This is a genomic window from Thiohalophilus sp., from assembly GCF_034522235.1.
Lineage (GTDB): Bacteria > Pseudomonadota > Gammaproteobacteria > UBA6429 > Thiohalophilaceae > Thiohalophilus.
Genome location: NZ_JAXHLN010000003.1, coordinates 1,237,318 through 1,251,515, shown reverse-complemented (window position 1 = coordinate 1,251,515; position 14,198 = coordinate 1,237,318). Strand labels below are relative to the sequence as shown.

The window sequence follows — 14,198 nt, the reverse complement described above, 5'->3', positions numbered from 1 at the left end:
TAATCATATTAATGGTTTAATCGGCTCAAGCAGGTATTTCAGATAATTTGTGGCCAGATCATAGATACCGGGGTGTCGACGTTCGCTGGGCCCCGCCATGTTGATCGTTTGTATGGCATGAGATTCCAGCCAGGCCCACACATCGGCCACTTCGCGAGGATGGTCGAGGTCGATAACAAGCAGGGGCTTTTGATGCTTGTCGGCCAGGTTCGCGGTCAGGCGACTTCCTCCGATGAGTTCACCACGATTGAGAATCAGGGTCCCATCGGCCATTTTGATGTTCTTTTCAGTACGGACCCGATAACCGCCGGATACTTCGAGCAAGGGGTAGCTCGCCGGGATGGTTCCATCCTCCGCAGCCCGACCCCTGGGGCACCAGCCACCGCAAGCCATACCCACCTCTAGGGCGACATCCAGTGCGGCGCGATCAACGCCAGTTTGACCGCCGGAAATGATCATTAAATCGCGCATCATGTAATGACTAATCTACACTCTAGAGGCCGGGAGTGCTTCGAATCATGCCACGTTTATTCGCGGGACACTGGCGGGGCACTTCGCCACAAAAAACAGCGATATGGGACAATTCACGGCAAAACCCATGGTTTTTAACCCGTTGATTTTATTGTTGTCGAGTATTGCGGGTTGTCGTAAGTTATTGATTTATTGAGACTCTGACTCCGTTAGTCTAGGTTCGAATCCTAGGTCCCCAGCCAATAAAAACAAAGGCTTAGCGAAGTTGCTAAGCCTTTTTTGTTTCTATGGGGCAGTCATGGGGCAGTCATGGGGCATTATGATGCGAACATCCAGCTCACACGCCATAGTTCAGCTAGCCCTTAGCGCCTTGAAATGCCCGAATATTAGCTTTTCAGTATCACCCTCCCCAGGATATGGACTTGAAATTTGAGGGGCTGAACCCCATATCCAGTGTTTAAAGAGCAAATAAAGAGTCCTGCTCACTAGATATTGTGGCCGGATGGAGGGTGGCATGTGAATATCCTTTCGATTGATGGGGGCGGTATTAGGGGGATTTATGCCGCTCATCTTTTGAAGCAAATTCAAGATGAAATCGGTATCCAATATACCGATCATTTTGACCTGATTGCTGGTACGAGTACCGGCTCAATCCTAGCTGCCGCATTAGCCACCAAATATCCTCTCGAGAAAGTAGTCGCTCTTTATGAGCAACATGGTAAAGAAATCTTTTCTCGCCGTCCGGCCAGCTGGCTTGGTGTTCTGCGGGCGAAATACAGTAGCTCAAGTCTGAAAAAGCAGTTAGAGAGAGTATTTGAAGAGAAAACTCTCTCCGATACCGACACGAATTTACTCATTCCAGCTACTGACATTGGTAATGCCGGTGTACACGTTTTTAAGTCCCCATACGATCCTGAGTTTGTTAGGGATCGAGATATTCGCATTGCAGATGCTGTGCTGGCTTCATGTTCCGCGCCTTTGTATTTTTCACCGCATAGGGTCGACAAGTATCTGCTAGCTGATGGTGGAATGTGGGCAAATAATCCATCCCTTGCATGCCTTGTTGAAGCCCAAAAACGGTTTAACATAGAAATCAGTCAGGTAAGGTTGTTGTCAATCGGATGTGGAATTGGACATCGTTACTACAAACAAAAAAATCGAGACTCCCGTGCCTGGGGGCTTGTTTCAGGATGGGGTGGGCCGAAACTCGTAGACACAATATTAAATCTTCAGTCTCAGACCACAGCAAACATGGTTGAGCTTCTTTTGGAGCCCGAGCAGTACTTGAGGTTGAATTTTGAACACGCGGAAAAACTGACTTTGGATGATGTTGGAGTGATTCCTGAGCTGCTGTCCAAAGCCGATCATGATTTCGCACATAATGCAGCTAAAGTTCGTAAATTCCTTCAACAGGAATATGCTAATAAGGAGGGCGCTGTATGAGTCGTAACGAATTAACGCTAGAGCAGAAGCAACAATCTGCTGGCATTCTTGAGTTTGTATGCCAAGAGCTCGAGATCACTGCAACACAATATAAAGATGCGGAGAAAAAATACAAAGCAGTAGGAGACTGGCTCAGTGATAGCGATGATCTGAGGTTGGCAGATTCATCGATCTACTCGCAAGGCTCAATTCGAGTCGGCACAACTGTTAAGCCTTTATATCGTGAAGAGTTTGATGTGGATCTCGTTTGTTATGTTCCGCATGTAGAATCACCGACGCCTGCTCAAATTCGTGATTTGGTTGGCCGCCGGCTAATTGGAAACAAAACATATGAAGATCTTCTTGAGCCTCTCAACCGGGCTTGGCGAATTAACTATGCCAATAAATTCCATCTTGATATTACACCTGTTATTAGGAACCCCGGGTGTGATAATGGCGGGGTGTTAGTGCCGGATAAACAATTAAACAATTGGAAGCCAAGTAACCCGAATGGTTATGCTGAATGGTTTGATGCCAACGCAGCTGTCCAGCCATCTTATCAACGGGCGTTTTTTGAGTCAGGTATTGCTTCTCGAGATATTCAGCCTCTTCCTGACCAACAGCAACTCAAAGGAGTGTTGAGACGTAGTGTTCAACTGATGAAGCGGCATCGCGATGTTTACTTCAGCAATAAGCCAGACGCTGAAAAGGCATGCTCTCCTATATCGGTAATTATTACGACATTGGCAACACATGCATATCAGAATCTGGTTGGCTCAGACAGCTTCGATAATGACCTTGATTTGCTTATGGCTGTATTAAGGTCGATGCCTAGATATATCCAGGTGACTGACTTCGCTGGTCGAAACATGTATTACATTATGAACCCCAGTACTGACGGCGAAAATTTCGCAGAAAAATGGAATGTTCATCCTGAACGTGCTGATTGGTTTTATGCTTGGCATAAGGCAGCAGTGAATAGTCTTGAAGAATTCGTATATGGTGAACTTCAGGGAATTGACAAAGTTCAAGATCTGCTTACAGAAACCTTTGGCGCTTCTGTTTCAAAACGAGCACTCGAACATTATAGCAATGTGGTCAGCGGTGCACGGAGCAAAGGAGCCCTTTCTATGGGAGCGACAGGTGGGCTGACTACTGGTGCAGGCAGGGAAATTCCCAAGAATACATTTTACGGTGAATAACGTTTAGTTAAATGTCGAAGTTCCGTCGACCACCACTAAGTTTAGCGCAACAATTTCTCGCATTAAAGAGTGATGTGCCTGGACAAGGTGAGCTGAGTCATAAAAGATTAAGGTGGAATTTCGTATTACAACCTACTCCTCTTAGTCGTGCTTATGAGCTTATGCTTACTTATAGGCTACATGAGTCTCCAAACGTCTTTGTTGTAAACCCTGACCTAAACGAATTAGCAGAGGGCAAACCTATCCCGCACCTCTACGATCACAAACGGGTAAGACTTTGTCTGTATCTACCGAAAACAGGGGAATGGAATAAGTATATGTTGTTACGGGATACTATTGTCCCGTGGTCATCTCTGTGGCTTTATTACTTCGAGGATTGGTTGCATTCTGGTGAGTGGAGGGGTGGGGGTATCCACCCAGAGTCCAATGGCAGCAAGGATGATAAGAATGATCGTAAGAAAAAAAGGAAAAAAAAGCGGTGAATATTTGTACAACTTCTGAAGCCATGCCCCATTAGTGCCCCTGGAACTTCATTATCTAAAAAAAAGGCAGCTAAAACAGACAATTAAAAAATAAAATAAAGGATTATTCATCCGTTATTGTGGAAAAGTGGGTTTTTCGGTAGATTTTCCCTTTCTGTCGTGTATTTTTGTCGACGTCTGTTTTGGAGGGAACGATGGCCTCTATCGAGAAGAGGAAAGACCGCAAAGGGGAACCTACCTACCGGGTGAAGGTGCGTCTGAAAGGCTGCCCGACCCAGACCGCCACTTTCGAGCGCCTCACTGACGCCCGCAAATGGGCCCAGCAGACCGAGGCGGCGATTCGGGAGGGGCGTCACTTCAAAACCATGGAGGCGAAGCGACACACCGTCTCGGAGATGATCGACCGCTACGTGGCCGATGTCCTGCCCCACAAGAAATCCGGTAAAGACCAGCTCAGGCACCTGCAGTGGTAGAAGTCCGAGATCGGGGATTATCTCCTGGCTGACGTGAATCCGCCCCTGATCGTGGAGCAGCGGGACAAGCTCAGGAGCGGGACGACCAAGCGGGGAGGGCCGAGAAGTACCTCGACCGTGAATCGGTACCTGGCCGCCCTGTCGCATGTCTTCACCGTAGCGATGAAGGAGTGGGGCTGGGTCGATGACAGCCCGTTCCGCCGGGTAGCGACCCTCAAGGAACCCCGCGGCCGGGTCCGCTTCCTGTCTGACGAGGAGCGCAAGAAGCTACTTGAAGTATGCAGATCGCATAGTGATCAACTGTATATCGTAGTGGTGTTGGCTCTCAGTACCGGAGCCAGGCTCTCTGAAATCATGGCGCTGACCTGGAAGCAGGTGGACCTGGAGCGGGGCCGCATTACCCTGGAGGACACCAAAAACGGCGAGCGGCGGGCTTTGCCGCTGATGGGTCATGCCCGTGAGCTGCTCCAGGAACAGGCCAAGGTCCGTCGCATTGATACCGACCTGTTGTTCCCCTCTCGCCGGAATCCACAGAAGCCTGTGTGTATCCAGAGCATTTTCAAGCGGGCCGTGCAGACTGCCGGCATCGAGGATTTCCGGTTCCATGACCTTCGTCACTCAGCCGCCTCGTACCTGGCCATGAATGGTGCGAGCCTGGCGGAAATTGCGGACATTCTGGGACACAAGACGCTGCAGATGGTGAAGCGGTATGCACACCTTTCCGAGCAGCATACGGCCAAGGTCGTGTCAGCAATGAATGAGAAAATATTCAGTTGAGAGTAAGTTGATATATATGTTGGATACATATTTTAGCCATATAGTTAACAAAGCAATGGATGATGCCGAAAGCGTGTTAAGCGACCATGGTATATCAAAAGATGAACTTGAGGATTATCAGGCCGTATTTACAGAACATGGGATTGGGTTTGTAGGGAGCAGGCTACCTGAAAAAATAGAAAATATTATGTTCGGCGATACAGTTACGCCAATTGACGATGGCTTGCTAGAAGGTAAATATATCAACCCAATTGAAGAACCTGATAACGATCAAGAAACAATTTTGCTTGCGGCTGCGCAATTATTAGCGGTTTGCCGGTTTCTGATGAGGAAGAAAAATATTTCGAGCTATGAGGCAAGTTGTGGTGGCTATTCTGTAGGCAGATTGCGGCTCGCTATTGAGTTTCCGGAAATTGCAAAAGAAGTAGTATCAGACCATCACAGAAAAAAAGCCGACAAAACAAATAAGCCTTTTGAGGATGCGAAAGGTCGTGCGCGCCAAGAGGCGAAGAAGAGTTGGTCAGAACCACCTTATTTGAATAAAGCCAATATGATAAAAAATATCAGGGTTAAGTTAGTGGACCAAAAAGAACAGATTGGATTGCCAAGAATTCCAGCAGATATAAAAATATGGGAATGGATAAAGGATCTTGCGCCAGATGAGGTTACAAAGCCTGGCAGACCCAGAAAAAATGACCTTTGAAATCTATCAATCCGTAGCGGAAAACCATATTTTCGCTTCGAGTTGAAATATATCTGAGACTAGATAACTCACAAAATACCACCTGTTAGCAAAACAACTGGCCGCGGTCAGTAATTACAGGAGGTATTTTGTGAGCCAAGAAAAATTACCCACATCACGATTAATCCCAATCCCAAAATGGAATGAGTATCATGACTGGCCACCACCTGGCGGGCTACGTCACTTGGTTTTTTATGGAAAAACAAACGGATTCGACGCTGTAGTCAAACGTGTTGGGCGCAGGGTGCTCATCGATGAGCAGGCCTTCTTTGAATGGGTCGAGAAAAACCAAGGAGGTGCCAAGTGAGAATGTCCGACTGCCCAAAATTCCACCGCTGCAACGCCCCTGTTTGCCCCCTGGGTCCGGATGCGGCCTCGCGCCGCTATCTGGATGGGGAGCCGGTCTGCTTATACCTGCTGGAATATGCCAAACCCGGTTCTGAAGCCAGATTACAGGCTGCCATGGCTGCCGAACACTACGATAGCCTGTCCAAGGTCTATGCTATGGCAGTTAATAGCTATGGTGGTCTCAGACGCCGCCTGAGCAGGGCCAGCAAGACCGGCTCCCGTTTGAATATTCAGATTCAGGGAGGCGGCAATGATTGATCATGGATGGCTCACTGAGCTGCAGATGATGGTTCACCGCAATCCAGAGCTGGGAGTGGAGTCTGACCTACAGTCGATGACTCTGGAAGAACTCTGGGGTCTCTACAACTGGCTGAAACGCGTTGGTAACTAGGGTATGGGGGCTTCATACCAAAAATCGAAGGGCCGTCAAAACGGCGGCTCCTTCGCCAGGCTCCCTCATGCCATCATGGAGCATTGGAATTTCATCAACCTGTCATACCGGGCAAAAGCGCTCCTGCTGGATTTGTTGTTCCAGTATAGGGGTAGTAACAACGGCGATCTGACAGCGGCGATGAAGATCATGCAGAAGCGAGGTTGGACGTCGAAAGATCAGCTTCAGAAAGCAAAAATTGAACTTATGCAAAAGGGGTGGATCGTTGAAGCGAGGAAGGGAGGAAGAAATATACCAACATTGTATGCGCTGACATTTTTTGCCATCGACGAGTGTGGAGGAAAACTGGATAGGCGGGCCACCACAACATCACTGGGATACTGGAAATATGGTAGCAACCCGGAAATTTAATTCCCTGCCCCGCCTGACGGGGCAAATTGGTCCGCGACACGGGGCAGTGAGGATAAGGAAGCTTAACTTGTTGCCCCGCCAGGCGGACCAGTATGGGCACGAATGGGTGATTTTCTTGCCCCGCCACACGGACCCCTTTATAGATATATACCATGTGATCCGGGGTAAGAGTGAGTTTCGTTACCACCACGCACGCGGGCGCGCGCGTCATGGGGTTCGGTGATAATGCCGGGCAGAGCCAAGCAATTCTGTAGGGCGAGGACTCGCGACGGCACAGCCTGTCGCTGCAAGGCGCTGAAGAATGGCCGCTGTCGGTTGCACGGCGGATTATCAACGGGCCCAAAAACTCTTGAGGGGAAGGTGCGGGCGTTATCGAATCTAAAACAATATTGCGCAGACAGATTTTAAATTTATGGTGGGTTAATAATTACTGTTATCCTAGTAGAGGTCGAGCATAATTTTAGCTACTATATCCGCTTCATTTTCCGCTTCATGAACATCTCGCGACATGTCATTTTTTGTTCTCAAGTACTCTATTAATCTTCTGTCTTTTTGTGATATTTTGTTGATCATGAAATCATGGCGATATTGTTCTGAATGGCATATAACACATAGAGGCTTTAAGTTGGATGGATCGTTGTTTTTTTTGTCGCGGTCAATGTGATGAGCATGTAGTAAATGGCTGTGGTTTCTTAGAACTACATAACATTGGCTACATTTGAAATCAGTTTTTTCTTTCGCGGATAGAGATATGAATTTCCAGTCTAAGTGGTATCCGTCTTCGTCGTAGAAGGTGTTATTTCTTGATTCTATATTTAAAGCTCTAATCCTACAGTTTATTGCGTCAGCTTCTTCATTTAAAGATTTTAAATTATCTTTGTCATTGCTGGTTAGCTTTGAAATTTTGCTATGTATTTGTAGTCTTCTTTTTTGTAAAGACCGGAGCTCTTCGCGAATCTGATATATCCTGTACCAAGTTTTAAGTTCTTGATCTTCTAGCGTCTCCTCATCAATATCCAGATAATATCTAGAATTCTCTACTGGATCTGGATAGTAACATTCACCATCGATTTCATATTGGTCTGGCTCATCAGTTACATCTTCATAATATTCGCCAATATCTTCGTCTTCAATATCCATTATTCATCTCAACAATATAGGCTGCTTTAGCTCGATTCCTGCGGGGCATACAGGTATTCCTGGAATTCGACGAAGACCTGCCGGATATTACTGACGTTGCCCAGCTCGGCAATGGCATCGCCGACACTGTAGTATTTCAGTTCGATGAGCACGGGGAGCTTTTCGGTATCCAGCTCGCCGACGCCGTTTTCAATGTAATGATTCAGCACGAAATCCAGGAATTCTTTCTGGCGGTAGTCATAGCGGGAGAAAATGAGCTCTTTGTGTGACTCCACCCGCTCGGCACGGGATACAGGCTGCTTTGAGTAAGCGATATAGGCCAGCACGTCGTACAGGTCGCTGTTCTCGGCCTCCACAGCCTTACCGATTTTGCGTAATTGCTCCTCGCCATAGCCTTTCTCTTCCAGTCCATCCAGAAGCTTTTTGCGGGTATCCGGCCGGCTCCACAGTTCGCGCAGCTCATCCTCATTCTTGAACAGTTCGGGTATGTCGCCGTAGAGCCGTTTCACGAATTCGGCGGCGGAAATCGGCTTGCCTTCGGGGCTCCAATAACTGGTGGCGCTTATGTGCTGGAGGGTACGTTCCTTGCCGTCGGCCAGTTTTACCTTCACCTTGCGCGGCGTCTCGCAGACACAGGGGTATTCACCGCATATGGGGCATTCCTCCGGTTCCGGCTTTTCGCACACGCAGGGAACCTGGCCACAAACCTGGCAGGGCTGTGGCGGCTCGACGATGCAGGTACAGGGCAAGTTGCCGCAGCGCGGGCAGGGCTCGGGATCCAGCGGTTCGCCGTCCCATTCCGGGTCATTGAAGTGCTCGTACGCTTTCACGAAGTCATGGATGGTGAAGTAGTCCTTGCCGTCGAACAGCCGGGTGCCCCGGCCGATGATCTGTTTGAACTCGATCATGGAGTTGACCGGCCGCATTAGCACGATATGGCGAACGTTGCGCGCATCCACGCCGGTGGAGAGCTTCTGAGAGGTTGTGAGAATCGTCGGAATGGTCTTGTCGTTGTTCTGAAAGGCCCGCAGCCAGTGCTCGCCCTGGGCGCCGTCGTTGGCTGTGACACGCTCGCAGTAGTGCGGGTCCTTGATGGTTTTCATCTGATTGATGAGATCGCGCACGGCCAGGGCATGCTCCTGGGTAGCGCAGAACACCAGGGTCTTTTCGAGCGGGTCGATGCTCTCCAGGAACAGCTTGACGCGGTATTTTTCCCGTTCCTTTATCTCGATGACGCGGTTGAAGTCCTCCTCGGTATAACGCTTGCCTTCCTCGATCTCACCCTCGATGATCTGATCATCCGAGGTATAGACGTAATCATCCAGGGTGGTGATGATCTGGCGGACCTTGAACGGAGTCAGATAGCCGTCGTTGATGCCCTCCTTGAGCGAATAGATATACACCGGGTCGCCGAAGTAGGCGTAGGTATCGGCGTTGTGGGTACGCTTGGGCGTGGCGGTCAGTCCGAGCTGCACGGCCGGGCTGAAGTGCTCCATGATCTTGCGCCAGTTGCTCTCGTCATTAGCACCGCCCCGGTGGCATTCGTCGATGACGATGAAATCGAAAAAGTCTTCCGGGTAATCGTAAAAGTTGTACTGCGGGTTGCCCTCGGCATCGCGCCCGGTCATGAAGGTCTGGAAGATGGTGAAGAAGATACTGCCATTTTTCGGCACCCGGCCTTTCTTGCGGATGGTCTCCGGGTCGATGCGCACCAGTGCGTCATCGGGAAAGGCCGAGAAGTCGTTGAAGGCCTGGTTGGCGAGAATGTTGCGGTCGGCCAGGAACAGGATGCGCGGCTGGCGTCCCGGCTCGCCACTCTCCCTTGCTGCCAGGCTCCATCGGGCATGAAACAGCTTCCAGGCGATCTGAAAGGCGATGGCCGTCTTGCCTGTGCCGGTCGCAAGAGTCAGCAGGATCCGGTCACGGCCATTACCAATGGCCTCCAGCGCTTTGTTAATCGCATTGTGCTGGTAATAACGCGCCTGCCAGAAACCGCCCTTGTCCTCGAACGGCACGGCACCGAAGCGCTCGCGCCAGACATTGCCTTCGGCAAAGGCTTCCTGCCAGAGAGCATCCGGTGACGGAAAGGCTTCCGCATAGCCTTCCTCGCCGGTGTGCCTGTCCACCCGGTAGATACCGACGCCATTGGTAGAGTAGGCGAAGCGGGCCTGCAGGCGTTCGGCGTAGCGCTTGGCCTGCCCCAGCCCTTCGGTGTCAGGCAGGCTGCGCTTCTTGGCCTCGATGACCGCCAGCTTCTGGCCTCGGTACATCAGCACATAGTCGGCAATGTCCTGCTTGCCACGCCGGCCGCCACCAATTAGCCGTCCTGGTGCAATTACCTCGCGCCGCACCCGGCTGCCGTCCACCACGCCCCAGCCGGCCTCCTTCAGAGCCGGATCGATGAGTTCAGCGCGGGTCTCGGCTTCATTCATGCGACGGCCTCTTCAACCTCTTTTTCTGTCGCTGCAGACAGTTCGCCTGAGAAAGCCTTTTGCAGCAGGGATTGTTTGAGTTCTTTGAGAGCTGCAAGTTTTTGGTTATAGATCAGCTCTAATCGTTGGATTTCATCAGATAGAGTATCTAATGTATCTACGATTTGTGTTCTTTCAGGTTCTGGCGCTAAAGGAATTGAATATTCTCGCAAGTCTTTAAGATATATATGTTTTAGAGCCGCGCCCTGAGGATTCATCTTATCCTGGATTAAGGGTGACTCTAGAGCATATTTTAAATATGGGGAAAGCTTTTTATCTTCGGGTTTAATAAGAGCTACTGAAACAAAAATGGAAAACTCCACATCGGTATCAATAATTCTTACGACACCAATAGTTCCATCTTTTGTTATTAAAATGTCGCCTTTTTCAGGATTTGTACGCTTGGTAAATTCTTTGTGGTCTTTTTCTGAAATATAGCTCACACCGTCAAATGAAATTCCTGGCCCTGAAGTTAGATTATTGATTTTTATGAATGGGATACCATTGTCGACATATGTTGGTTTTTTATGAACACCATCGGTTATCTTTTCGCAAAGCTCTTTAAGCTTTCTAACTTCCCATTTTTGGCCTACAGAATCTTGTGGGATTTGATAAAATTTATTTAGATAAGATTTATATAGTTCTTCTATGTTGCCTAAGTTTTTTTTGGTGTTTGCAATTGCGTCATTAATGTTACTAAATGCTTCATTCAAAAAATCAATCACATAACTTTGGTAGTCCAAATCAAACAGTGGAATCAGTATGGATTTAAACTTCTTAAGAGATACGCCACCAATTAAGCCTGCTTTTAACTCTGAGAACTGTGCAAAAAATTCATTACTGAGAGTATAGTAGTAAAGATATTTACTACGGACCCTGTCCATTGGAACTAACGCGAACAGCTTATTTCCAAAATGTACATCCCGATCAGTATGGGCAACTTTGCGACCGGCGCTCCCACCCTCGGCACATATTAGAACTGAATTCTTCGGGGCAATTTTGAATTCACTGCTTTCTGAGTCTGGTATAAGCACCCCATTTTCATAATCTATTGAGTGATCGAACCCTACATCTTTCGTGGCGATATATGAGGTACCTTCATCTAGGCCTATATATTTTTCCTGCTTTTCCTTTTTTGAAATACTATTGCCATTATAGACAGTAGCGATTTCTGAAAATGCTATACATTTAGCTGCATCCTTCATAGCATCCCCCTAATGCCTTCTAAAATCTCTTCGCTTTCCGTATCGAGGGTCTCAATCTCATTTATGATAACCTCAGGATCGCGCAGGGGATCTTCTTCGACCTTGCTGGGGTTTTTCACCGACAGATTCCAGGTTTCCTGATCGATGTCCTCGATGTTCACCGTCCAGGATTCATCAGAGTCGGCAAAGCTGGCCTGCAGCTCGACGAACTCCTTCAGGTCGTTGTCGTTGAGCGGGTTGGTCTTGCCCAGGCTGCGGCCGGGGTCGAGGTGGTAGTACCAGATATTTTGCGTCGGCGCGCCTTTCTCGAAGAACAGCACCACTGTTTTGACACCAGCACCTAGAAATGTACCGCCCGGGCAGTCGAGGATGGTGTGCAGGTTGCAGTTTTCCAGCAGCTCCTTACGCAGGGCTCGGGAGGCATTGTCGGAGTTGGAGAGGAAGGTGTTCTTGATGACGATGGCCGCCCGGCCGCCCGCCTTGAGGTATTTGATGAAGTGCTGCAGGAACAGGAACGCCGTCTCGCCCGTCTTGATGTCGAAGTTCTGCTGGATTTCCTTGCGCTCCTTGCCGCCGAAGGGCGGGTTGGCGAGGATGACATCGAAGCGGTCCTTCTCCTGAATGTCGCTCAGGTTCTCGGTCAGGCTGTTGGTGTGCTGGATGTTGGGCGTCTCGATGCCGTGTAGGATCATGTTCATGATCCCGATGACATAGGGCAGGCTCTTTTTCTCCTTGGCGTAGAAAGTGCGGGCCTGCAGCGTCTCCAGATCTTTGGTGGACAGTTTGGGCGGGTTGTTACCCTCGGGACCGTCCGGTCCGTAGCGCAGATAGTCATGGGCCTCGCACAGGAAGCCCGCCGAGCCGGCGGCGGCGTCGTAGATGCGCTCGCCGATTCTGGGCCGGGTTACCCGGATCATGGCGCGGATCAGCGGGCGCGGGGTGTAGTACTCGCCACCGTTGCGCCCGGCGTTGCCCATGTTGCGGATCTTGGCCTCGTACAGGTGCGAGAGCTCGTGCTTCTCCTTCTGCGAGCGAAAGCTCAGTGAATCGATCAGTTCAAGGGCATCGCGCAGGCTGTAGCCGCTCTGGAACTTGCTGCGGATCTCACTGAAGATCTCGCCGATCTTGTATTCGATGGTGTCGGGGCCGCTGGCGCGCTCGCGAAAGCCCTGCAGATAGGGAAACAGCTCGGTGTTCACGAACAGGATCAGATCGGCACCGGTCAGGGCATTGTCATGGTCGAAACTGCCGTCAGCCTTCTTCGGCGCGGCCCAGCTCGACCAGCGGTAGTCCTCGTCGATGATGAAATCGTAGGACTTGCCTCGCAGCTCGGCCTCCATGGCCCGCTCCCGTTCCAGGTCGTCCAGGTATTTGAGGAACAGCATCCAGGAAGTCTGCTCGGTGTAGTCCAGCTCCGTGGCGCAGCCGGCCTCTTTCCAGAGCACATCGTCGATATTTTTGAAGGTTTGCTCAAACATGAACGGGCGAAACTCTTAAGTTATTGTTTTTAATTTATTTTTCTAATCCTGAAGATTAACGTCTGGTCAGAGACTGTAATCTCGGCGCCTACTCATACGGCATCGTCCTACGCCTCTGTAATTGCCTATCAATTCACCATTATGGACTTCACTGGCACCCTAGATATACTACATTGGATGTGGATAGACAGAAATAGACAGATCTGTTTATCACCCTGATCACCAAAGATGGACTCAAGGAAAACCCTTAGCCTTGTCGGTACTGTCCCATGACAAGTAGCGTCACCAAAGAACGGGATGACGGCCTGGAGATTTACCGAAGGCTTTCCAATGCCTGGCAAATGGCCGGTATTGATCGGGAAGTGAGTTATCGGGAGCTTGTACTGGCCCCGATTTTTGACGGTTTTGCTCCGGTAGGCGCGGCTATCTATCTGTCGGTTCTCTGTTATCCGGAAGATCAGGCCAAACGCTCGAGATTTGTCGATGCCATCAGTGCCCGGATGTTCAAAACAGGCACGAAACCAAGGAGCGCTGAACGAAAGGAACTGAGGGCTACCCCCGGGATTTCATCCCTCCTCGATATGCCTAACAAACGAATTGAGCAGATTCTGAACGACGGGCTACGCCAGTTTCACTCCAGGATGCGAGCCGGCTGGGTACTTGGCCAAAAATTAACCTCGAGTGGAGACCCGAACACGCAGCTTCCCCTCAAGGATCTCATGCTCAAGGCTGCCCGGCAAAATACCCGCCACTATCCGGCTTTCTACTCGAGCGCTGATGAAGAAGAAGAAGAACAGATCATCACCAGCTTCAGACAACGGGTCATGAGCCCGGCCCGCCCTGTGGCCCATCTGGCCCTGGAGCTCCACAGCCTGTTTACCAAACAGCAAACAACGAACATCGGCTTGTTAGAACTGGTCAACTCAGCCGAGGGCTGGCTGGCTAGAACCATCGAGAACGCCGAAATACACCGGGTAATGTTTGGAGACATTTTTCCTTCACATGAGAGCACTTACCTTCCCGGCAGGGCCAAAAACTATTACGTCCCGCCAGAGGAAATGATTGCGGTACTACCCTATATCGATCCCATTACCCCACAAACGGGCTGGGATACCCTGAAAAACCTGGAAAGGCTGTATCAGCCACCTGCGCAAAATTAACTGTTCCTTTACTGTTCCTACGATT

Annotated in this window: 13 protein-coding genes and 1 pseudogene; 9 read left to right on the top strand and 5 right to left on the bottom strand. The window is 49.8% G+C overall.

Going from position 1 to position 14,198, the window contains the following annotated elements; translation table 11 throughout:
• Positions 1-3 precede the first annotated feature (3 nt).
• Complete coding sequence (locus U5J94_RS09060; protein ID WP_322565322.1) at positions 4-474, bottom strand: putative molybdenum carrier protein; 471 nt, start codon at positions 472-474, stop codon at positions 4-6.
• A 513-nt stretch (positions 475-987) separates the two neighbouring features.
• Here U5J94_RS09060 and U5J94_RS09055 point away from each other — a divergent pair.
• The 8 genes and pseudogenes from U5J94_RS09055 (at position 988) to U5J94_RS15290 (ending at position 7,127) form a co-directional block, all read left to right on the top strand.
• Positions 988-1,914 (top strand): CBASS cGAMP-activated phospholipase, encoded by a 927-nt coding sequence (locus tag U5J94_RS09055; RefSeq protein ID WP_322565321.1) that lies wholly within the window; start codon positions 988-990, stop codon positions 1,912-1,914.
• Positions 1,911-3,095, top strand: a complete 1,185-nt coding sequence (locus tag U5J94_RS09050; RefSeq protein ID WP_322565320.1) for a nucleotidyltransferase — start codon at positions 1,911-1,913, stop codon at positions 3,093-3,095. The genes U5J94_RS09055 and U5J94_RS09050 overlap by 4 nt, the downstream gene beginning before the upstream one ends.
• Before the next feature lie 676 nt (positions 3,096-3,771).
• Positions 3,772-4,827: pseudogene (locus tag U5J94_RS15295) on the top strand (tyrosine-type recombinase/integrase).
• Positions 4,828-4,843: 16 nt separating this feature from the next.
• The gene (locus tag U5J94_RS09035) at positions 4,844-5,530 is read left to right on the top strand and encodes a hypothetical protein (RefSeq protein ID WP_322565317.1); all 687 of its coding nucleotides are present in this window, start codon (positions 4,844-4,846) and stop codon (positions 5,528-5,530) included.
• A 130-nt stretch (positions 5,531-5,660) separates the two neighbouring features.
• The gene (locus U5J94_RS09030; protein ID WP_322565316.1) at positions 5,661-5,876 is read left to right on the top strand and encodes a hypothetical protein; all 216 of its coding nucleotides are present in this window, start codon (positions 5,661-5,663) and stop codon (positions 5,874-5,876) included.
• Positions 5,877-5,878: 2 nt separating this feature from the next.
• The gene (locus tag U5J94_RS09025) at positions 5,879-6,175 is read left to right on the top strand and encodes a hypothetical protein (RefSeq protein ID WP_322565315.1); all 297 of its coding nucleotides are present in this window, start codon (positions 5,879-5,881) and stop codon (positions 6,173-6,175) included.
• 136 nt (positions 6,176-6,311) lie between these two features.
• On the top strand, positions 6,312-6,719 hold the full coding sequence (locus tag U5J94_RS09020; RefSeq protein WP_322565314.1) for a hypothetical protein: 408 nt from the start codon (positions 6,312-6,314) through the stop codon (positions 6,717-6,719).
• Between the two features lie 225 nt (positions 6,720-6,944).
• The gene (locus U5J94_RS15290) at positions 6,945-7,127 is read left to right on the top strand and encodes an HGGxSTG domain-containing protein (RefSeq protein ID WP_416224164.1); all 183 of its coding nucleotides are present in this window, start codon (positions 6,945-6,947) and stop codon (positions 7,125-7,127) included.
• 30 nt (positions 7,128-7,157) lie between these two features.
• Here U5J94_RS15290 and U5J94_RS09015 read toward each other — a convergent pair whose 3' ends face one another.
• Genes U5J94_RS09015 through U5J94_RS09000 form a run of 4 tightly spaced genes read right to left on the bottom strand, consistent with a single transcriptional unit; the run spans position 7,158 to position 13,013 of the window.
• Positions 7,158-7,859 carry an HNH endonuclease signature motif containing protein gene (locus U5J94_RS09015; protein WP_322565313.1) on the bottom strand — a complete coding sequence of 234 codons (702 nt, stop codon included), beginning with the start codon at positions 7,857-7,859 and terminating at the stop codon, positions 7,158-7,160.
• A gap of 26 nt (positions 7,860-7,885) precedes the next feature.
• Positions 7,886-10,291 (bottom strand): EcoAI/FtnUII family type I restriction enzme subunit R, encoded by a 2,406-nt coding sequence (hsdR, locus tag U5J94_RS09010; RefSeq protein ID WP_322565312.1) that lies wholly within the window; start codon positions 10,289-10,291, stop codon positions 7,886-7,888.
• Positions 10,288-11,535 carry a restriction endonuclease subunit S gene (locus U5J94_RS09005; protein ID WP_322565311.1) on the bottom strand — a complete coding sequence of 416 codons (1,248 nt, stop codon included), beginning with the start codon at positions 11,533-11,535 and terminating at the stop codon, positions 10,288-10,290. The genes hsdR and U5J94_RS09005 overlap by 4 nt, the downstream gene beginning before the upstream one ends.
• Positions 11,532-13,013 carry an N-6 DNA methylase gene (locus U5J94_RS09000; protein WP_322565310.1) on the bottom strand — a complete coding sequence of 494 codons (1,482 nt, stop codon included), beginning with the start codon at positions 13,011-13,013 and terminating at the stop codon, positions 11,532-11,534. The genes U5J94_RS09005 and U5J94_RS09000 overlap by 4 nt, the downstream gene beginning before the upstream one ends.
• Before the next feature lie 269 nt (positions 13,014-13,282).
• Between U5J94_RS09000 and U5J94_RS08995 the strand changes: the two genes are divergently transcribed.
• Positions 13,283-14,173: a hypothetical protein gene (locus tag U5J94_RS08995; protein WP_322565309.1), complete on the top strand. Its 891-nt coding sequence runs from the start codon at positions 13,283-13,285 to the stop codon at positions 14,171-14,173.
• Positions 14,174-14,198: the final 25 nt, after the last annotated feature.

Bases quoted from the DNA above. Each gene is read 5' to 3' on its own strand.
- U5J94_RS09060 (WP_322565322.1), bottom strand. From the start codon at position 474: ATGATGCGCGATTTAATGATCATTTCCGGCGGTCAAACTGGCGTTGAT.
- U5J94_RS09050 (WP_322565320.1), top strand. From the start codon at position 1,911: ATGAGTCGTAACGAATTAACGCTAGAGCAGAAGCAACAATCTGCTGGC.
- U5J94_RS09035 (WP_322565317.1), top strand. From the start codon at position 4,844: ATGTTGGATACATATTTTAGCCATATAGTTAACAAAGCAATGGATGAT.
- U5J94_RS09025 (WP_322565315.1), top strand. From the start codon at position 5,879: ATGTCCGACTGCCCAAAATTCCACCGCTGCAACGCCCCTGTTTGCCCC.
- U5J94_RS09020 (WP_322565314.1), top strand. From the start codon at position 6,312: ATGGGGGCTTCATACCAAAAATCGAAGGGCCGTCAAAACGGCGGCTCC.
- U5J94_RS15290 (WP_416224164.1), top strand. From the start codon at position 6,945: ATGCCGGGCAGAGCCAAGCAATTCTGTAGGGCGAGGACTCGCGACGGC.
- U5J94_RS09015 (WP_322565313.1), bottom strand. From the start codon at position 7,859: ATGGATATTGAAGACGAAGATATTGGCGAATATTATGAAGATGTAACT.
- hsdR (WP_322565312.1), bottom strand. From the start codon at position 10,291: ATGAATGAAGCCGAGACCCGCGCTGAACTCATCGATCCGGCTCTGAAG.
- U5J94_RS09005 (WP_322565311.1), bottom strand. From the start codon at position 11,535: ATGAAGGATGCAGCTAAATGTATAGCATTTTCAGAAATCGCTACTGTC.
- U5J94_RS09000 (WP_322565310.1), bottom strand. From the start codon at position 13,013: ATGTTTGAGCAAACCTTCAAAAATATCGACGATGTGCTCTGGAAAGAG.
- U5J94_RS08995 (WP_322565309.1), top strand. From the start codon at position 13,283: ATGACAAGTAGCGTCACCAAAGAACGGGATGACGGCCTGGAGATTTAC.